Source organism: Streptacidiphilus anmyonensis, assembly GCF_000787855.1.
Taxonomy (GTDB): domain Bacteria; phylum Actinomycetota; class Actinomycetes; order Streptomycetales; family Streptomycetaceae; genus Streptacidiphilus; species Streptacidiphilus anmyonensis.
In genome coordinates this window covers 12,591-30,123 of sequence record NZ_BBPQ01000009.1, presented here as the reverse complement: position 1 = coordinate 30,123, position 17,533 = coordinate 12,591, and the positions used below count along the sequence as shown (strand labels likewise).

The 17,533-nt window shown below is 68.0% G+C and carries 21 protein-coding genes and 1 tRNA gene; 14 read left to right on the top strand and 8 right to left on the bottom strand.

The features are described from left to right. Positions 1-215: 215 nt before the first annotated feature. The 6 genes from TR50_RS44090 to TR50_RS11785 all read right to left on the bottom strand — a co-directional run bounded on the left by TR50_RS44090 (position 216) and on the right by TR50_RS11785 (position 6,026). Complete coding sequence (locus TR50_RS44090; RefSeq protein ID WP_160311106.1) at positions 216-1,427, bottom strand: pentapeptide repeat-containing protein; 1,212 nt, start codon at positions 1,425-1,427, stop codon at positions 216-218. Positions 1,428-2,193: 766 nt separating this feature from the next. After that, positions 2,194-3,093, bottom strand: a complete 900-nt coding sequence (locus tag TR50_RS44085; protein ID WP_160311105.1) for a zeta toxin family protein — start codon at positions 3,091-3,093, stop codon at positions 2,194-2,196. Beyond that, positions 3,056-3,436: a hypothetical protein gene (locus tag TR50_RS45430; protein ID WP_152648362.1), complete on the bottom strand. Its 381-nt coding sequence runs from the start codon at positions 3,434-3,436 to the stop codon at positions 3,056-3,058. The genes TR50_RS44085 and TR50_RS45430 overlap by 38 nt, the downstream gene beginning before the upstream one ends. Positions 3,437-4,045: 609 nt before the next feature. Further along, complete coding sequence (locus tag TR50_RS11795) at positions 4,046-4,474, bottom strand: NUDIX hydrolase (protein WP_042419048.1); 429 nt, start codon at positions 4,472-4,474, stop codon at positions 4,046-4,048. Continuing rightward, positions 4,471-5,709, bottom strand: a complete 1,239-nt coding sequence (locus TR50_RS11790) for a helix-turn-helix domain-containing protein (protein WP_042419045.1) — start codon at positions 5,707-5,709, stop codon at positions 4,471-4,473. The genes TR50_RS11795 and TR50_RS11790 overlap by 4 nt, the downstream gene beginning before the upstream one ends. After that, a complete protein-coding gene (locus tag TR50_RS11785; protein ID WP_042419043.1) occupies positions 5,706-6,026 on the bottom strand; it encodes a putative quinol monooxygenase in 321 nt (106 codons plus the stop codon). The genes TR50_RS11790 and TR50_RS11785 overlap by 4 nt, the downstream gene beginning before the upstream one ends. A gap of 152 nt (positions 6,027-6,178) precedes the next feature. Between TR50_RS11785 and TR50_RS11780 the strand changes: the two genes are divergently transcribed. From TR50_RS11780 to TR50_RS11730, 11 genes are all read left to right on the top strand, one after another. Beyond that, positions 6,179-6,523, top strand: coding sequence for an SCO3933 family regulatory protein (locus TR50_RS11780; RefSeq protein ID WP_042419040.1), 345 nt, complete (start codon positions 6,179-6,181; stop codon positions 6,521-6,523). A 5-nt stretch (positions 6,524-6,528) separates the two neighbouring features. Continuing rightward, positions 6,529-7,914, top strand: a complete 1,386-nt coding sequence (locus TR50_RS11775) for an FtsK/SpoIIIE domain-containing protein (RefSeq protein WP_042419037.1) — start codon at positions 6,529-6,531, stop codon at positions 7,912-7,914. Positions 7,915-8,044: 130 nt separating this feature from the next. Further along, positions 8,045-8,740, top strand: coding sequence for a DUF2637 domain-containing protein (locus TR50_RS11770; protein ID WP_042419033.1), 696 nt, complete (start codon positions 8,045-8,047; stop codon positions 8,738-8,740). Further along, a complete protein-coding gene (locus TR50_RS11765; RefSeq protein ID WP_042419030.1) occupies positions 8,737-8,928 on the top strand; it encodes a hypothetical protein in 192 nt (63 codons plus the stop codon). The genes TR50_RS11770 and TR50_RS11765 overlap by 4 nt, the downstream gene beginning before the upstream one ends. Before the next feature lie 22 nt (positions 8,929-8,950). Beyond that, entirely contained in the window at positions 8,951-9,301 is a 351-nt protein-coding gene (locus tag TR50_RS49720) for a hypothetical protein (RefSeq protein ID WP_152648361.1), read from the top strand. 94 nt (positions 9,302-9,395) lie between these two features. Next, positions 9,396-9,587 carry a hypothetical protein gene (locus TR50_RS11755; RefSeq protein WP_042419027.1) on the top strand — a complete coding sequence of 64 codons (192 nt, stop codon included), beginning with the start codon at positions 9,396-9,398 and terminating at the stop codon, positions 9,585-9,587. 4 nt (positions 9,588-9,591) lie between these two features. Continuing rightward, positions 9,592-9,783, top strand: coding sequence for a hypothetical protein (locus TR50_RS11750; RefSeq protein ID WP_042419428.1), 192 nt, complete (start codon positions 9,592-9,594; stop codon positions 9,781-9,783). A gap of 4 nt (positions 9,784-9,787) precedes the next feature. Further along, a complete protein-coding gene (locus TR50_RS11745) occupies positions 9,788-10,852 on the top strand; it encodes a DNA cytosine methyltransferase (protein WP_152648360.1) in 1,065 nt (354 codons plus the stop codon). Continuing rightward, the gene (repSA, locus tag TR50_RS11740; RefSeq protein ID WP_152648359.1) at positions 10,852-12,315 is read left to right on the top strand and encodes a replication initiator protein RepSA; all 1,464 of its coding nucleotides are present in this window, start codon (positions 10,852-10,854) and stop codon (positions 12,313-12,315) included. The genes TR50_RS11745 and repSA overlap by 1 nt, the downstream gene beginning before the upstream one ends. Positions 12,316-12,335: 20 nt before the next feature. Further along, positions 12,336-12,521 (top strand): excisionase family DNA-binding protein, encoded by a 186-nt coding sequence (locus TR50_RS11735; protein WP_042419419.1) that lies wholly within the window; start codon positions 12,336-12,338, stop codon positions 12,519-12,521. After that, complete coding sequence (locus TR50_RS11730) at positions 12,521-13,672, top strand: tyrosine-type recombinase/integrase (protein WP_042419025.1); 1,152 nt, start codon at positions 12,521-12,523, stop codon at positions 13,670-13,672. The genes TR50_RS11735 and TR50_RS11730 overlap by 1 nt, the downstream gene beginning before the upstream one ends. A gap of 56 nt (positions 13,673-13,728) precedes the next feature. Here the strand turns inward: TR50_RS11730 and TR50_RS11725 are convergent. Continuing rightward, positions 13,729-13,803, bottom strand: a tRNA-Val gene (locus TR50_RS11725). Between the two features lie 498 nt (positions 13,804-14,301). Here TR50_RS11725 and TR50_RS11720 point away from each other — a divergent pair. Together TR50_RS11720 and TR50_RS45425 are read left to right on the top strand one after the other, a co-directional pair. Beyond that, a complete protein-coding gene (locus TR50_RS11720) occupies positions 14,302-14,709 on the top strand; it encodes a hypothetical protein (RefSeq protein ID WP_042419022.1) in 408 nt (135 codons plus the stop codon). A 92-nt stretch (positions 14,710-14,801) separates the two neighbouring features. Next, positions 14,802-15,422 carry an MTB12 C-terminal domain-containing protein gene (locus TR50_RS45425; RefSeq protein ID WP_152648358.1) on the top strand — a complete coding sequence of 207 codons (621 nt, stop codon included), beginning with the start codon at positions 14,802-14,804 and terminating at the stop codon, positions 15,420-15,422. Between the two features lie 74 nt (positions 15,423-15,496). Here the strand turns inward: TR50_RS45425 and ligD are convergent, their stop codons facing one another. Continuing rightward, on the bottom strand, positions 15,497-16,393 hold the full coding sequence (ligD, locus tag TR50_RS11710) for a non-homologous end-joining DNA ligase (RefSeq protein WP_042419019.1): 897 nt from the start codon (positions 16,391-16,393) through the stop codon (positions 15,497-15,499). Between the two features lie 52 nt (positions 16,394-16,445). On the opposite strand from ligD, the gene ku reads away from it, so the two are divergent. Then, positions 16,446-17,531: a non-homologous end joining protein Ku gene (gene ku, locus TR50_RS11705; protein WP_042419015.1), complete on the top strand. Its 1,086-nt coding sequence runs from the start codon at positions 16,446-16,448 to the stop codon at positions 17,529-17,531. Positions 17,532-17,533: the final 2 nt, after the last annotated feature.

The following is a 17,533-nucleotide window of genomic DNA, read 5'->3' as shown; positions in this document are numbered from 1 at the left end:
ACCCACCTGGAGGTCACTTCATCGCTGGCGTCTCCGCCAGACGCACCGGCGGTGTCTGATTCGCCCCGCCGAAGGCGCGTCCGCCCACGAGCTCTCGGAGCGCTGCGATCGGTGAGCCGCCTTGTGTGTGGTCGCGTGCACCGCGTGTGGTCCCAGTCGACTAACCCCTCAGCGTTGTCGGCAGGCACCGCTGACAACGCCTTCGAATCGATGTCTCATCTGACCCATTGGGGATCTGGAGTACAGCCTTCCCTTGGATAGGGCGGACGAACGTTTTTTGCGGGCGCATACCTGGACGTTTTCATGTCAGTAACCATTTCCCCTCCAGTGCCATTGGGTTGCATTCGCCAAGCGCTGGGCAGCATGCAGTCTTCCGATGCGTCCAGCATTTGAGCCCCGCTGAGGTCTATGGAATGCGAGAATTCAGAATTGCTTTGCGGGAATCTGCGGTCAATGAACCTGATGTCTGCGTAGAATAGTGCATTGGAGAACCAAGTGTTCCCCTGGAATCGTGCTCGCACTAGGCTGAATTGACGATGAAAGGCAGAATTCCTGAAGTCGGCTACGCTTGCGAACGTTAGATCATGCAGGGCGACGTAGTCATAGAACTCTGTTCCGTCGAACCCTGCCCAGCCACTGAATTTTGCGCCACCAAATGTCGTAGCTCCATTGAACGTCGCTCCGGAGAACCTTGTCTGGCCAAGGAATTTGCAGCCATCAAAGGAAGAATCGCCGAAATGGCATTCGGTGAAATCTGCATCAATGAGAACGGCTGATTGGAGGTTCAATTCGACTCCAGGCCAGTACTGTTCCGATGCCGGCGGCTCGTCGCTACTCCGCCGGATCCTGTAGCCAAGGGTGTACTTGCGCAAGTGCTTCGCCAGGATATCCTGGGCTGCTCGGCGAACCTCTCGCTCCTGAGATGCCTCCGACTCAAGTGAATTCTCTTGGTCGGGTGAATCTGGATCCAGAAAACTCTTCGGCGGCGTGTAGGGCATGCGCAAGTATGCGCATATTACCTCGACGATTACTTGCCGATGCGTTTCATTCTGCTGCCCCAGTCGCTCGAGCGAATACAGGCCTCCGAGTCGCACGGCTGCTTTGCTGTGCCCAAGTTGTTCAACGGCTTTGCTGTAGAGCTCTGTGATCCTTCGTTCGGTCGCGTCGTGAATATTTTCCTGGGCGATGAGCTGGGCGTGTGCCTGAATGCGCTCGGCGCGCTCGCTGGCAATTTCCTCTAGTCTCTGTCGGCGATATGCGGTCACAAGTGCGACCAAGGCGCCAGCTCCCGCAACGATAGCCAGGACGAGTTTTAGGATGTCAAGCTCATCTGACGCGGTTGTGGCCTTGGCATGTATTCGAAGTGGAGTGCCGAGGAGCCACGAAATTGCGAACCAGCTACCAGCCAGCAGGGCGACGGAAGCCAAGACGGAGATGGAGAGCGCACGACGAATCGACCAGAGCCCCAGTGTCCGATGGGCGTCTTTCGGAACGGGACTCGTTGCAGAAGGGCTAGAAGACCGAAGCATGCGAGACATGATGGCATTGCCGAAGCTACGCCTGGGACATTTCTGCCTAATCGAGTCTTCTGCCGTTGAGGTGCTGCCTCGTGCGCTGGCGGTGGCCTTGCTACGGCAGCTTGGCGGGGGGACTGGCCCGCGGTGCGAACACATGCGCAGGGACTTGACCGCCGGCGCCTCGGCGGGCGAGCCGCTGACCGGCCACACCGCACCGGGTCAGGGCAGTGGCGGGTACGGCGATGAATGGGCGTCCTGTCGTCGTCACGGCCGGCGACGACTTCTCCGTGTAGGTCTGGAACCTGACCACTCGGATGTGCGCCGACGTGATTCAAGTCCAAGTCGACGCACTCACAGCAGCCGGGGCGGCAGGTCATCACCGTCGGGCCAGATGGGGAGCGCCACTCAGATCACTGGACCCCCAGTTCGGCGAGTTAAGGGTTCCCACAGCTCAACGGGCACGAGGGACGTGTCGCGAGGTCTCGATGAGCTTGTGTTGTTCGGAGGCGTGCAGGCTGTGTGGTCCCCAGGTCAGGCGTCCACCTCGATCGGCGCTGCCCCTACGAGTCCTCGGGGGACCCTCGCCCAATGTAGGGCGCCGGACCTGATAGTCACGGGGCTCTTGACCCCTGGCGAAGACTGGAGACCATCCATGCAATTTGCTACGTGCCGCGCATCAATGGAGACCGAGGCAAATGCTTTGATACTTGGTGGCGAGGTCAGCAAAGGACTCCTTCGTATGTTTCTGGAGGTCCTCGCTCAGGGTCCCTTGGGCTTGCATTACGCGTGTTGCGCAGGATCTGAAATCACCAAGACTATCGTTCCAATGAATCTCTTGCTGCTCTTGGATTGCCCTCCAGACGGCGACATGATGCCCGCCCTTTCTCCAGTGGGAATCTCGAATAGTGTCGTCGTATACGAGTTTGGTAAGCCCGCGCTCTCGGCGGTAGACGCGGACCTCCAAATCAACGTCGATGCCGTCATCCAGTGTGCGGGCGGTATCCAGGACGCCACTATAGGCCTGATCATGGACCGTTGCTGGGACATAGCGGCCAAAGCCGGTTTGAGCCTTATCATTGATATAGCGGAGAATCACCGAGAGCTTGCTGTATGCACCATGGACTGCCGTGAATGCAACGACGATCTCGTAGTTGTGCGCGGCGAATGGCTTAATTTTCTTCGCTGCCTGCGCGGGGTCCTTCAGCGTTGCGCTGACAATCGCATCGAAGCCGCATTCGGCCACGTACCTTACCGCCCGGTCTACCCACGCCCCGATCACCGGCTGCTCCTTCGAAGCAGCAGAGGTGTCGTCGGTGATATTCCAAGGCGTGTGGCTGGGGTGATGAACACGCCACTTGTCGCCGTCGATAATTACAGCGTCTTGGTATTCCGCGCTGCGCTTTAGGTCTCGCTCGGTGGTGCTTTTAAGGGAAGCGGGCTGCCCTGCGAGAAAAATTACACGGGGTTTCCTGCCTGTGGGTTTCCGGCCCTGAAGGCTGGGCTTCACCTTTTCATCGAAGATGCTATCGATGTCTTCCTCAGGCTGTGAAGCTGCTATTCTCTCCGGCTTGTCCATGGCCATCGCCCCGCAAAATTTGCGCTTCATCCATGATCTCTTGGAGCTGCGGCTCGCTCAGCGTTTCAAAATTCTGCAAGAGGTCAACGTAGGCCGCGTGCTTTGCGCTCCACTGTGCATGCTCTGCGTCGCCGGCTGCATTATTTGCGCGAGCGTCACATTGGATTATCAGCGCTTCCAGCGCGCCACGAGCCGCCTCGTACCGCTCGATTTCTTCGTCGGTCCACGTTCCCAGAATAATCTGAGTGTCGGACTGGCGAGATGTTGGGCGGGAGTGCATAGATGGCGCCTTTTGCGGGTTTGGGGACTTCAGCTGCGCAAGCAAGCGCCTCTGTCCGGCCATCGTTACACCTCCCTGTCCCAATCGACCAGGCCCAGGATCGATTGTGACCTTCGTCACTCAGGGCGTTGCTAGCTCGAAGCCCGCGTCTTCATCGTCAACCACCCTCCGGAGAGTCGCCACCGGAGATCTGCCCAGCTCGCGGCTCGGGATCTTCGACACCGCCCGGCTGAGGGGGCACGGGCCTCAGTAAACGACGGTGCCGCTGCCATCCCGTCTGCCGTCGACCCACACGTACGTGGAGCGGGCTTGCCCCCTGGGGTCCAGGTGGAGCGCCCTACTGTCCGAACGACCTGGACCCCAGGGGGCAAGTCTGCTCGGCTTTGCCTGGGTCGATGGTGGGCGGAATGGCAGTCCCCACATCAGCCCTCCACGACCTGCACATTCGGCACAGCCCCGGTCATCCCGGTGCCGGCTGATCCCCCGCTTGTCCGGACGGTCAGTCCGGTTACCTCCTCCGCCCACGCGGGCCCGCCGGCCGCCCGGCCAGGCGCGAGCTCAAGACGAGCGCCGGCCGGAGCGGGCGGGCGGGCCGCGCCGCGTAAGCGGCGTGGTCCCTTGATTCAGTAGAGAAAGTCATCACCACACCTCTCCCTACCTCCTCCCACCTGCTCAATCGAGAATCACACGCCCGTCATGCGCCCGAATCGCGGCGCGCTCGCCTCCGCCCAACGCATCCAAGACCCGCACAGCAAAGACCTCGCTCATCCGCACTGAGACCTCCGCTGGCGTGAGCCAATCGACGGCTGTGGTCTCGTCTGAGGGGCGCGCTTGCCCGTGCTCCGGGCGGCAGAGGAACACGAGGGCCACGATCCCTCGCGGAACGTTCTTGTAGATGCCGGTGAGCCGGTCGACGGTCACCCTGACGCCGGTCTCCTCGTAGACCTCGCGCTTGGCGCCCTCTTCCACGGTCTCCGAGAGTTCGAGCACGCCGCCTGGAGGCTCCCACGCCCCGTTGTCAGCGCGCTGGACCGCCAGGACACGGCCGTCGTCTCGGACGACTACGCCGGCCACGGAAACGGAGTGGAGAGGGTTGCTCATGGCTTCGCGTCGGCGCGCTCCGCGAGTCCTCGAAGCTCTGGGGAGGCTGATCGTCCTGCAACGAGCATGAGTTCGCGGATCGTGTCACGGGCTGCCACGTGGGTGCTGATCATCTCGGGAGCCAACTCCTCTGCTCTGAGGAGGAAGTCCAGCGCTTCCCCAGGCTGCCTGCGCTGCGCGTAGGCGCGTCCGAGGTCCATCAGCAACCGGGCCTGGCGCTCTACCGAGAGATTGGCGGCGTTGATTCCCTCGCCGAGGTCGATGGCCTCGCCGGCGTCTCCGAGCTCCACGGCACTGGAGACGGCCTGGATCTCGACGTTCGTCGGCCCGAACTCCAGGTTGAAGTCGTTCCGGTCTTCGCCCATGCGTCGCGCTACCTCGCGCGCTTGCTGGATCTCTTCCCGAGCCCGTGTGCGGTCGCCGGCCTTGGCATGGACGGTCGCGAGCTGTAGGTGAAGTGCTCCGAGGACGGAAAGGGCCTCGGGCTCCTCGTGCGTCGCGGCGTACTGAGCAAGGGCGTTGGCTGCAGTCGTTGCAGCGTGCTCCGCCTGGTCGAGCCTCTTGAGTCGGACGAATGCCTGCGCCAGTCGGTAGATGCCAGCGCAGACCTGGAGTGGTTGGCCAGACTGCTCGGCGGCCCGGATAGACCGGTCCGCGGCGACCCATGCGGCATCTGGCTCGTCCTGGCGGACGAAGGCGGCGGCAAGAGCCTGGTAGGTCCGACCGAGCAACTGCCAGAGCTCGGGACGGTCCTTGGCTGGGGCGGTCCGGACGGCACGCTCCAGCCTGGGGATCAGCGGGCCAAGGTTGGTGCTCAGCTCGGCGAACTTGTCCGCGTGCGTGAGTTCCCAGATGCGATCGACGGCGGCACGCAACTCTGGCAGACCCGCACGGTTCGCAGAGCTCTCATCAGCAAGCAGCACCTCGGGGACCGGGTGGCCCGACAGCAGCAACCGGGCCTGGTCAAGGTCGTTGGGCTTGCTCTCCTCCGCGTCTGCGGGGGCGATCGCTTCAAGCTCTGGCAGGTCGGGGCGCAGTGAAGCCTGCGATACGCCAAGAGCATCCGCCAGCATCCGCAGCACGGGGAGCCGGTTCACCGGCTGGATGCCGCGTTCCACTTGGGAGAGCCAGCTCGCCGTGCGTCCGATTGCGGCTGCCAACTCAGCCTGGCTCATGCCGCGTTCCTTGCGGAACCCTGCAACTCTGGCGCCGAACGCGCGGTCTTCTGCGCTCATGCTGGCATCGGCCCCTTGCCTGCCTGCGCTTCGAGGAAGGTCACGTCAAGGCCAGTGAGGTACTGCTCCCGCTCGGTGAGGAAGTACCGGGTGTGCGGCTGCTCCTCATGGGCCTCGAAAGCGGTCCGGTCGGCGTACAGCTCGTAGAAGACCCGGACGTTCGGCTCGTCGGGAACGGTGTGCACCACATATGCCAGGGTGCCGGGCTCGTGCTTCTTGATGCCTTCGGCGGTCTGTGCAACCAGCGCGTCGAACTCTGCTGCTGCCTCGGCGTCGCGCAGTTCGAACCGGACCACCAGGCCAAAGCCGCTGCTCATGGAGCCTCCCTCTCAGTCACAGACAGACTCTCAGATCCACAGCCGGCCTGCTACTCGCAGAATTGCTTGACTCACAGTTTTTCTGTGAGTAGCTTCGTAGTGAAGCTGCTACTCGGCGTCAGAAGCCGGGTACCGACTGTGGGAGTTGGCTCATGCCTGCCTTCAAGATCGACCTTTCGACCGCCGTCGTTTTCGTCGCCGTCGCGCCGGCGCCCAAGCTCAAGAACCTGAAGACGGGTGAGCTCGCGATCGACGCGGCCACCGACAAGCCCCTGTACACGGTGGGCCTGATCGTCTCGGACGAGGGTGACGGGAACCTGCTGACCGTGAGCGTGCCTGAGCCGGGCCTGCCAACGGAGGGCATCGCCGTGGGTACCCAGGTGGCCGTGACCGGCCTCAAGGCCCGCGACTGGGAGAACGAGATCAACGGCAAGATGAAGCACGGGATCGCGTTCCGCGCCGTGGCCGTCACCCCGCTCGCGCCGGTGAAGGGCTGAGCGTCGTGAACGACCTGTTGGCGCTCATCGAGGCGGGCGGACCGATAGCCCTGTCCGGCACAGCCGGTGCGCTCTACGCCCGTGAGCACGCCCCGCGCGGCTACTGGTCCACGGTCGGTCTGCCGGCCGCGCTGTTCCGGATCGGTCGGGACTGGGCTTCCACGATGGAGGTGTGCGGTCTGTCGACCGAGCCGCCGCTGTGGAAGGTCTTCCTGACTCGCCGCGAGGGTCAGCAGCTCGCCCGCCCGGTCCCGCCGAAGGTGCGCGGGGTCCGCCCCTCCACCCGGGGTGTCCGGCTGCGGGTCCGGCTCGCGAAGGGCATGACCACCGCCACCGTGGCGGATGCGGCGGAAGCCTTACGGCACGCATGGCAGGTCCACTCGGTCCACGTGGTCGAGGTCCGCCCCGGCATCGTGGACATCCGGATCACCGGCTTCGACGTGCTGCGCAACGTGGTCATGCCTGGCAAGCTCAACGCCAAGCCCGGCAGTCCGCTACGGGTTCCGGTGGCGCTCGCCGAGGACGGCACCGTCTACGAGCGCGACTACCAGGCCAAGCCCCACGCGCTGAACCTCGGGGCCACCGGGTCCGGCAAGTCCATGCTCACCCGCAACCTGATCCACGGCCTCGCCCCGCGGCACGTCGCCATCTGCGGGGTCGACTGCAAGATGGGCGTCGAGCAGATGCCCTTCGCCCCCCGCCTTTCCGCCCTCGCACCCGATCCGGATGCGGCACTGGACCTGTTCCGGGTCCTGGTCAAGACCGTCATGGTCGAGCGCTACGACCTGATCCGCGACTACCTCGGCATTCCAGGCAGCGTGACGAACGGCGACATCACCGCCGACATCTGGGGCCTGCCCGAGCGCATTCGCCCGGTCCCGATCGTGGTGATCGTGGACGAGATCGCGGAACTGTTCCTCGGCTCCTCCGACCGGGACAAGAAGCGCATCCAGGAGACCGTCACGCTCATGGTCCGCTTCGCCCAGCTCGCCCGATCCGCCGGCATGTACCTCGAAGTCAACGGCCAGCGCTTCGGCTCCGAACTCGGCAAGGGCGCCACCTTGCTGCGCTCCCAGCTCTCCAACCGCGTCGTCCACCGCGTCAACGACACCGACACCGCCAAGATGGGCCTCGGGGACGTCGCCGAGTCTGCCGTCCACGCCGCCGTCAACATCAGCCCCGACCTGGCCGGCGTCGCCATAGCGGGCGACACCTCCGGGCACTGGCAGCGCATCCGAACCCCGTACCGCTCGCTCAACGAGACCGCCGTCCTGTGCGCCCAGACCGCGCACCTCGTGCCCAACGTCCCAGCCCTGAACGGCTTCCGACCGGTCCCGGTCGACGCGATCCCTGAGGACTCGGTCTACATCCCGGCGCCAGCCGCCCCGTAGCGGCACCGAAAGCCCCTGGTCGGTGCACCCACGCGCCAAGTCCCTACCGAGCCATGCCCAATACCGAGACGGGCGGTCGGCCGAGCGCCCCGCCCGCCTCCGGTCTCAACCCTCCGAACGGAGACCCCCGATGAACCGCCGTCTCCTGCCCCGCGTGGACGCGGTCCTCGTCCAGGCCGTCATCGCCGCCGCCCTGTCCTTCGCCCACCTCCACGACGTCGCCGGCTCCGCCGGGCAGACCGGCTGGAAGGCGTGGGCCTACCCGATCAGCGTCGACCTGCTGTTGGTCGCCGCCTGGCGCCGCCTCCGAACCGACCGATCCGCCCGCCTCGCCTGGGCCTGGTTCACCATCGCCCTCACCGCGTCGCTCGGCGCGAACGTCGCCACCGCCGGATTCCTCGACATGCACAACGCCCCCGCCTGGCTGCGCATGCTCGTCGCCGGCTGGCCCGCCGCCGCGTTCCTCGGCGGCACCCTCCTCGCCCACGACCGCACCCCGCGCCCCTCCGATAGCGACGCCCCGGGGGTCGCGCCCGCACCGGCCCCGGTGCTCGACGTGGAACGCGACACCCCGCCCGCCCCGGTCGAGGACACCGCGCCCGTGCTGCCAGAGCCGGAACCGGCCCCGGCCCTGCCCCCAGTCCCGGCCGCCGTCCCGCCGGTGAGCGTCCCGGCCGCGCTGCTCGACCACGCCCGCAAGCTCGCCGACGCCCACCAGACCCGCACCGGTACCCCCATCGACCCGGACACCCTGCGCTCCCGCCTCAACCTCCCGGCCGACGTTGCCACCGCGATCCACGCCCAGCTCGAAGGAGTCCCGGCATGACCGTCCAGCTCCCGCTCGTCGTCGTCCTCGGCCTGATCGTCTGGCTGCTCATCAAGTTCATTCGCCTGCGGCTGTGGATCGTCGCCGTGGTCCTCCTCTTCGGCTTCTACCTCGCCCACACCATGTTCGCCCCCGCGATCAACTCCACCACCAAGACCGGCGTCGACGTCGTCAACCAGCACCACTGACCTGCGAAAGGACTGATCCGCCATGGGTATCCGCCCGACCTTCGCCCCCGGCTCCAACCGCATCTACACCATCGCCCAGACCCCGCCCCCGGCCCCCGTGCCGGTCCACCCGCCAGCGCCGCTGCCCACCAACTACCAGCAGGCCCAGCCGTACTACGCCCCGCCCGCGCCGATCGTCGTCCAGGCCCCGCGCCCGTCGGTCGCCCCGTACGTCGCCGGCGGCATCGGAGCCGTCGTCGCGATCGTCACCGTCGGCGCCATCGCCATCGGGCTCCTGCTCGCCTTCGCCGTCAGCGCCCTCGCCCTCGCGGTCGTCGCCGCCGTCCTCAAGAGCCTCCTGAACAGCACCCAGGACCACCGCACCCGCCGATAGCTCCACCTCGGGGCGACCGATCCCGGCCAAGGAATCACGGTCGCCCCGAGCCTCCCGAACCGCCATCAACCGACAGGACAGGAGTCCCACCATCATGCCCGCGAACACCTCCTCCGTGCGCATCTGCCCGACCTGCGACGGCTTCCCCGTCGTCGCCATCTCGATCGGCCCCCGCGCCCTGGACGGCTCCCTGCCGACGCTCCCCGTGATCTGCCTCCACTGCTCCGGCACCGGCAACGTCCCCGCCAACGACAAGACCCCCATGCTCGCCCCGGCTGGCCGGTGACGTGATGGCCGATACCTGGGTCACCCCCGACAACCCCGGCATCCACGTCTACGCCCCGGGCTGGCCCGGAGCCCCCGAGCCCACCGGCGACTACCTGTGCCACTGCGGTGCATCCGGCGAGGCCACCGGCCCGACCGAGGTCAAGGCCCTGGTCAGCGAGTACCTCGCCCACCAGACCACGCACAAGGACCGGTGACCCCGTGAACGCGATTCTCGACCTGTTCGCCGGCCCCGGCGGCTGGTCCCAGGGACTTCGCGCCCTCGGACACCGGGACTTCGGCATGGAACTCGACGCCGCCGCCTGCCAGACCCGCAACGCCGCCGGACACGCAACCGTCTGCACCGACGTGGCCAGCTACCCGACCACGTCCCTAGCCGGAAAGGTGACCGGGCTGATCGGGTCCGCGCCGTGCCAGCCGTTCAGCGCCGGCGGTCGCCGCAAGGGCCTGGACGACGCCGACCTGTGCCACCAGGTCCTGCACGACCTCGCCCACGGACGCGACACCCGCGACGCGATCCGCCCCGGCCTTAAGGACCCCCGCTCCCTGCTCGTCGTGGAGCCGCTGCGCTACGCCCTCGACCTGCGCCCCGAGTGGATCGCCCTGGAACAGGTCCCCGCCGTGCTCCCGCTCTTCGATCACACCGCCCACCTGCTCGAAGCTGCCGGATACGCGACCTGGACCGGCCTGCTCAACGCCGCCGACTACGGCGTCCCGCAGACCCGCCGCCGCGCCTTCCTCCTCGCCTCCCGCACACAGCCGGTCGCACCCCCGGCCCCGACCCACGCCCGCGACCCGGAACCGGACACCCTTTTCGGCCCCGGCCGCGCTGGCTGGATCAGCATGGCCACCGCCCTCGGCCTCGCCTCCGGCGAGGTCACCACCCGCGGCGAACACACCACGGGCGGCAACAAGTTCACCGCCGACCTGCCCGCCTGGGCCCTGACCGGCCGCGCACGCTCCTGGACCCTGCGCGTCGGCAAACGGTCCGCGGCCACCCGTCGCCGGCTGGACGATCCTGCGCCCACGCTGCTGTTCGCGCACGCCACCGCGGACGTGTCCTGGCTCGACAGCGACGGCACGAAGATGCGGCAACTCACCGTCGCGGAAGCCGCCGTCCTCCAGACGTTCCCCACCGACTACCCGTGGTGCGGCTCCAGGACGAAGCAGTTCGAGCAGATCGGCAACGCCGTCCCCCCACGCCTCGCCGCCGCCGTGCTGGCCACGGTCGTGCCCGCGCGCCTGTCTGCGGGAGTCGCCGCCTGATGACCACCACACTGACCCGACCCACGGACCCCCCCCTCACCGGCGCGGTCCTTGGGCGGGACCTCGAACCCGTCGAAGACCTCGCCCGCCTCGCTGCCCGCGGCGACCTGCCCCGGCTCGTCGAGCAGATCCGCCGCACCGGAGGATGCGCCAACCCCGTCAACCTGTGGGGCTCCAAGACCATCCGCCACCTGCCCACCGGCCTCGTCCTCAGCGAGTACAGCACCGCCGACGAACCCGGCGGACGCCTCAAGGTCGCCTGCGGCAACCGCCGCGCCACCCGCTGCCCCACCTGCTCCCAGACGTACGCCGCCGACACCTACCACCTGATCCGCGCCGGCCTCGTCGGCGACCAGACCAAGGACGTGCCCGCCACCGTGCGGGACTGCCCCCGCGTCTTCGCCACCCTCACCGCGCCCTCGTTCGGCCCGGTCCACAACCGCCCCGACACCGGCTGCTGCCGCTGCGGCAAGCAGCACCCGAAGGGAGCCCCCGCGCTCGGCTCGCCGCTCGACCCGGAGCGGTACGACTACGCGCACGCCGTTCTCTGGAACAACTGGGCCTCCGAGCTGTGGCGCCGCTTCACGATCTACCTGCGCCGCGAACTGGCCAAGGCATCCGGCCTCACCCGCCGGGACTTCGACGCCACGGTGAAGCTCGCGTTCGGCAAGGTCGCCGAGTACCAGCGCCGCGGCGCCGTGCACTTCCACGCCGTCATCCGCCTCGACGGCGCCGACGCCCCCGGCACCACCCCACCCGCCTGGGCCACGGTCTCCCTGCTCGACCGTGCCATCCGCTCCGCCGCACGGGCCGTCACGGTGCCGCTCGACGCTGCCGGCCCGCACCCCGCCCGAGTCCTGCGCTGGGGTGAGCAGGTCGACGTGCGCCCCGTCCGGGCCTTTGGCGACGGCTCCGAGATCACTGAGCAGGCGGTTGCGTCCTACGTCGCCAAGTACGCCACCAAGGCGGCCGAGGTCACCGACAGCGTGGATCGGCGGCTGCACTCCCTCGGCGCTCTCGCGGACTACGACCTGCCCGACCACACCCGCCGACTGATCGAGACCTGCTGGGAACTCGACGACGCCTACCCGGAACGGCTGCTCGCGCACTGGTCCCACATGCTCGGCTTCCGCGGCCACTTCTCGTCCAAGTCGCCCCGCTACTCCACCACCCTCGGCGCCCTGCGTCAGGCCCGCGTGGACTACCGCGCCCAACAGGCCCACGAGGAACTGCGCGAACGGCTCCTCGCCGCCGGCCTCCCGGACCTGGACGACTTGGAGCACGACGGGGAAACCCTCGTCCTCGCCCACTGGGTCTTCGCCGGACAAGGCCACACCCCCGGCGAATCGGTGCTCGCCGCCACCATCGCCGAACAGATCCAGCACAACCGCACCGCCGCCAGAGAGGAGCGCCTATCGCTGCTCCAGGATCGAGAGGAGGAACAGGCGTGGACCGCCTGCTGACCGTGCGTGAGGTCGCCGAGATGCTCGGCACTTGGAACACGAGCAAGGAGCGCTTCCCGCGCCGGCTGATCGAGGAACGTCGCATCGAGTTCGTCCACGTCGGCCGCAACGTGCGCATCAAGGAGAGCGTGGTTCAGGCGTACATCGACGCCAACACCGTGCCTGCCATCGCCCGGGGCTCGCGCCGTCTGGGGGTGGCTGCCTGATGGCCAACCACAAGGGCAAGCGCCGCCGCTTCGGTTCCGTGCGCCAGCTCCCCTCCGGACGTTGGCAGATCCGCTACCCCGACCCGATCACTGGGTTGATGCGGACCGGCGAGGAGACTTACGCCACCAAGAAGGAAGCCGAGATCGCACTGACGCTGATCGAGGCCGACATCACGCGCGGTCGCTGGACGGACCCGGACGATGGCAAGGTGAACTTCGGCGACTACGCCGACGCCTGGCTCCGAGACCGGAAGCTCGCCGAGACCTCCCGCCAGCGCTACGCGATCTCGCTGCGGCTCCACATCCAACCGACCTTCCGACACAGCACTGTAGGGGAGATCACGACTGGGAAGGTCCGGGCCTGGCGCTCGAAGCTGCTCGCCTCCGGCGTTGGTGAGCCAGCCGTGGTCAAGGCGTACCAGGTACTTCGGGCCATCATGAACACCGCGCTGGATGACGAGCTGATCCAGCGGAACCCCTGCCGGATCAAGGGCGCTGGGCAGTACGAGGTACCGGAACGTCCCGTGCTGACCGTGGAACAGGTGCTCGCCGTCGTGGAAGCCATCCCGGCGCGCTACAGGCTCATGGTCCTCTTGGGTGCCTTCACCACGCTCCGCTTCGGGGAGCTCGCAGCACTCCGCCGCTCGGACGTTGACACAACCGCGCTCACGGTGTCGGTTCGGCGCTCGCAGGCTGAGCTGTCGACCGGGCAGCTTCTCGACAAGGCGCCCAAGACGCGCGCCGGCGTCCGGGTGATCGCCTTCCCGGTCGAGCTGCTGCCCGCCGTGACGGTGCACCTGGAGCACTTCGTGGCTCCTGGCCCCACGTCCCACGTGTTCACGGGCGCCCTGGGCGGCCAGCTCCGACGCAGCAACTTCCACGAGGTGTGGGAGAGGGCTCGGAAGAAGGCGAAGATCAGCGATGAGGTGCATTTCCACGATCTGCGCCACACGGGAAACACCCTGGCAGCTAACGCCGGCGCCAGCACTCGGGAGCTCATGACCCGGATGGGCCACAGCAGCACCCGCGCTGCGTTGATCTACCAGCACATGACCGCCGGCCGGGATCGCGTCATCGCGGACAAGCTCGGGCAGATGATCAAAGAAGCCAGGGAAGGCAGTCCACCGGATGTGGACCCATCTGGCACGTAAGTGGCACGCGGAGCCTCACGCCGATCATGGTGTGGGGCTCCGTTGCTGTTCAGAGCTGGTGGGCACAGACGGATTCGAACCGCCGACATCTGCTTTGTAAGAGCAGCGCTCTACCGCTGAGCTATGCGCCCTCGGGGCGTGCCCGGGGGTCCCGGTGGGGTCCGGGACAAGGGCTAAGAGTACCTGGTCCGGGCGGGGGCTCGCTGCGGTGGCGGGGGGCGGGTTGGCGTCAAGGAGGCGTCAGGGTTGTCGGGGCGGGCGGCAAGGGCGCGTCAGGGTGGTCGGGGAGGGATGCGGGGGCGGGGTAGCTTGATCGTCGCAGGGGGCCGGCCCGGGGTTCTGTGGGGAGCTGAGGGGCCGGATGCACCGTCTTGCCGGGCGCGGGCCTTTGGCGGGGTCCGGGTTCGGCGGAGGACGGAAAGCAGGTCAGGGGCGTGCGGCTCGAGAGTGCCGCGCGCCCCTGTTGCGTCTTTCCGCCGGGTGGACGGTGACCGTGCGGGCGGTGGGCGGCAGGTGGAGAGGTGCGCCGGGGAATCAAGATCACCCGTCCGGGCGGTGGCCGTTCCCGCAGGTGGGGGCGTTAGGACTGCTGGTCGCCGTCCCCAGCAGCCCGAGTCCAGGAGTCCGTCGTGCGCCATCTCGCCTACGCCCTCGTCGCCGCCCTCACCCTGGCCGGGGGTGCAGTGGCGGCGCCCGGGGTGCAGCGGGGCATGCTGCCGCAGCAGAGCGTCTACCTGCACGCCACGTCCGGCGACGGGAGTGCGGACGGGGTGTCCGACCTGACCGTCACCCGGGAGAGCGGAGGCTACCGGCTCCGCGGCTACGTGGAGTCGGTGAAGGGCTGCTCCGAGCTCAAGGCCGTCAACATGCACTTCGGCACGTACCTCGGAGGTGACTCGGTCGGCAAGGTCTGCGGGGACGACGTCCAGGCGGGCGTCGACGCCTGGACTCATCACAGCGAGGTGGTGCTGACCGCGCTGGTGCCTCACGGCATGGACTGGGACTCGAAGATCGTGACCTTGACGGGCCGTCCTTAGAAAATCTTTATTTCGGGCGTGCTTGAAGCCGACGACGGGGTGACGATGGGGATGTACGTCGATCGGCACGAAGCCATCAGGTGGTGGAGACCATGCTCCCGAACCAATCCACTGAGCGGCGGCATCCCGTGCTCCTCACCGGGGTCGTGGCCGGGCTGATGCTTGTCGCGGCTGCCTGCGGCAGTTCGGGCTCGAGCTCCGGCTCCGGCTCGAGTACGAGCCCGGCCGTCTCCAGCCCGGCCGCCACGGCCACCGCCACCACGGGGGCGAGTGCGCCGGCGAGCGGCAGCGGGGCCTCCGCGCAGGCGTGCGCGACAGGGGTGGCGCCCACGGTCAGCGGTTCCGGTCCGAGTGACACCGCGGCGGCGGGACAGAGCGTCGCCGAGAACTTCTCCAAGTTCTTCAGCCCCTCGACGCCGAGCACCGAGAAGGTCGCGCTGCTGCAGAACGGCACGCACCTGACGACGGTGCTGCAGGGGTTCGCCGGGAACCCGTTGGCGTCGAAGGCGAGCGTGACCGTCACGGCCGTCGATTTCACCAGTCCGACCATGGCCCAGGTCACCTACAACCTGTGCCAGAGCGGCACCGTGGCCCTGCCCAACGCGAAGGGCACGGCCGTGCTGGAGAACGGAACCTGGAAGGTCTCCGACACCACGCTGTGCGCGCTGGTGGCCCTGAGCAACAACGGTAAGACCGTTGCTGGTTGCTCCTGATTCGAATGCGACCGCCGCGACCTGACTGCGACCGACAGCCGTCGCTCCCGCCGTCGCCGTCGCCGCGAGCTCGGCTACGCCGGGAGCGCCCGCGCCTCGGCCGGGTCGCACAGGCGCGCCGCCAGGTCGCCCCGGTCGGCGACGCGGGTCGCGACGTCCGTAGGGGAGAAGGCGAGGTCGGCGGGGGAGGTGCAGGACTCGACCTCCGACCAGGTGAGCGGTGCGGAGACGCCCGGGACGGGCGTGCGGGTCGCGCGCAGCGTGTACGGGGCGGAGGTCGTCTTCGATGTCGAGTTCTGCGACCAGTCGAGGAAGACTCGACCGGTGCGCAGGGACTTGGACATCCGGGCCACCAGCAGCCGCGGATGCGCGGCGGCCAGCCGTTCCGCCACGGAGCGGGCGTAGCCGACGACCGCGTCCTCCGGGCTCGGCCGGAGCGGGGCGTAGAGGTGGAGGCCCTTGCTGCCGGAGGTGACGGGCCAGCAGGGCAGGCCGTCGGCCGCGAGGGCCTCGCGGACCAGGAGGGCCGCCGCGCAGCACTCGACGACGGTCGTGCCCTCGCCGGGGTCGAGGTCGACCACGAGGCGGTCGTGGCCGTCGCGGCCGGTGGCGAGGGTCCACTGGGGGACGTGGATCTCCAGGCAGTAGAGGTTGGCGGCGGCGATCAGGCTCGGGGCGTCGTCGAGGACGAGGTGCGGGCGCGGGCCCTCCTTGGCCTCGATCACCTCGATCCTGACCCAGTCCGGCGTCTGCGGGGGCGGGTTCTTGGCGACGAAGAGGGGGCCGGTCATGCCCTCCGGTCCGCGCAGGAACGACGCCGGGCGGTCGCGCAGGTGCGGGACCATCGCCTCGGCGACCCGGGCGTAGTAGTCGAGCATCTCGGCCTTGGTCCACGCGGGCCACAGCACCTTGTCCAAGTGGGACAGCAGGAGGGGCCGACCGTCGACCTGCACGCGCACCTTTTGGGGCATAACGTGTCAATACCCCCCAGGAAAGGTCGGCACCCCGGGAAAGGTTCAGCCCATGCCCCGCAGCGTCTGGACGGGCAGCATCACGTTCGGTCTGGTCGCCGTACCGGTCAAGCTCTATCCCGCCACCGAGACGCACTCCGGTCCGGTGCTCCACCAGGTGCACCGCGAGGACGGTTCACGCGTACGGCTCAAGCGCTTCTGCGAGGCGGAGGACCGCGAGGTCGAGTACGGCGAGATCGCGCGGGGCTGGGACGCGCCCGACGGCGGCGTCGTGGTGCTGACCGACGACGACCTGGCGACCCTCCCCGTGCCCAGCAAGAAGATCATCGACGTGGTGGCCTTCCTGCCCGCCGAGCAGATCGATCCGCTGCGCTGGGACAGCCCCTACTACGTGGGCCTCGGCGACAAGGCGCCCGCCAAGCCGTACGTGTTGCTCCGCGAGGCGATGCGCGACTCCGGCCTGGTGGCCGTCACCAAGGTCACCATGCGCTCCCGCGAGTCGCTCGCGGTGCTGCGGGTCCAGGACGACCTGCTGGTGCTGCAGACCATGCGCTGGCCCGACGAGATCCGGTCGCGCGAGGGCCTCGCCCCCGAGGGGGACACGACTTTGCGCCCGCAGGAGCTGGCGATGGCCCGCTCGCTCATGGACACCCTCTCGGAGGACTTCGACCTGGACGCCGAGAAGGACCAGTACGCGGTCGCCCTGGAGGAGTTGCTGGACGCCAAGGCCCACGGCGCGACCCCGGCCCCGGCGCCGGCGGCCGAGGGTGGCGCGGAGGTCATCGATCTGATGGCCGCGCTCCGCTCCAGCGTCGCCGCCGCGAAGGCGAGCCGCGGCGAGGAGGTTCCCCAGGAGGAGGAAGCGGAAGAGGAAGACGCGAAGGCGCCCAGACGTGCCGCGCCGACGAAGGCGACGGCGACGGCGAAGGTGACAGCGAAGGCGAAGGCGACGGCGGTGAAGGAGTCCGGCAGGGAACCGGCCGCGAAGAAGTCCACGTCGACGAGATCCACGGCGAAGACCGCAGCCGCGAAGACGACGGCCGCGAACACCACGGCAGCCAAGACCACGGCCAAGAAGGCCGCGGCGAAGAAGACCGCAGCCGCCGCCCGTAAGACCGCGCCGCGGCGCGCCTCCTGAGC

Bases quoted from the DNA above. Each gene is read 5' to 3' on its own strand.
- TR50_RS44085 (WP_160311105.1), bottom strand. From the start codon at position 3,093: ATGGACAAGCCGGAGAGAATAGCAGCTTCACAGCCTGAGGAAGACATC.
- TR50_RS45430 (WP_152648362.1), bottom strand. From the start codon at position 3,436: ATGGCCGGACAGAGGCGCTTGCTTGCGCAGCTGAAGTCCCCAAACCCG.
- TR50_RS11795 (WP_042419048.1), bottom strand. From the start codon at position 4,474: ATGAGCAACCCTCTCCACTCCGTTTCCGTGGCCGGCGTAGTCGTCCGA.
- TR50_RS11790 (WP_042419045.1), bottom strand. From the start codon at position 5,709: ATGAGCGCAGAAGACCGCGCGTTCGGCGCCAGAGTTGCAGGGTTCCGC.
- TR50_RS11785 (WP_042419043.1), bottom strand. From the start codon at position 6,026: ATGAGCAGCGGCTTTGGCCTGGTGGTCCGGTTCGAACTGCGCGACGCC.
- TR50_RS11780 (WP_042419040.1), top strand. From the start codon at position 6,179: ATGCCTGCCTTCAAGATCGACCTTTCGACCGCCGTCGTTTTCGTCGCC.
- TR50_RS11770 (WP_042419033.1), top strand. From the start codon at position 8,045: ATGAACCGCCGTCTCCTGCCCCGCGTGGACGCGGTCCTCGTCCAGGCC.
- TR50_RS11765 (WP_042419030.1), top strand. From the start codon at position 8,737: ATGACCGTCCAGCTCCCGCTCGTCGTCGTCCTCGGCCTGATCGTCTGG.
- TR50_RS49720 (WP_152648361.1), top strand. From the start codon at position 8,951: ATGGGTATCCGCCCGACCTTCGCCCCCGGCTCCAACCGCATCTACACC.
- TR50_RS11755 (WP_042419027.1), top strand. From the start codon at position 9,396: ATGCCCGCGAACACCTCCTCCGTGCGCATCTGCCCGACCTGCGACGGC.
- TR50_RS11750 (WP_042419428.1), top strand. From the start codon at position 9,592: ATGGCCGATACCTGGGTCACCCCCGACAACCCCGGCATCCACGTCTAC.
- repSA (WP_152648359.1), top strand. From the start codon at position 10,852: ATGACCACCACACTGACCCGACCCACGGACCCCCCCCTCACCGGCGCG.
- TR50_RS11735 (WP_042419419.1), top strand. From the start codon at position 12,336: ATGCTCGGCACTTGGAACACGAGCAAGGAGCGCTTCCCGCGCCGGCTG.
- TR50_RS11730 (WP_042419025.1), top strand. From the start codon at position 12,521: ATGGCCAACCACAAGGGCAAGCGCCGCCGCTTCGGTTCCGTGCGCCAG.
- TR50_RS45425 (WP_152648358.1), top strand. From the start codon at position 14,802: ATGCTCCCGAACCAATCCACTGAGCGGCGGCATCCCGTGCTCCTCACC.
- ligD (WP_042419019.1), bottom strand. From the start codon at position 16,393: ATGCCCCAAAAGGTGCGCGTGCAGGTCGACGGTCGGCCCCTCCTGCTG.
- ku (WP_042419015.1), top strand. From the start codon at position 16,446: ATGCCCCGCAGCGTCTGGACGGGCAGCATCACGTTCGGTCTGGTCGCC.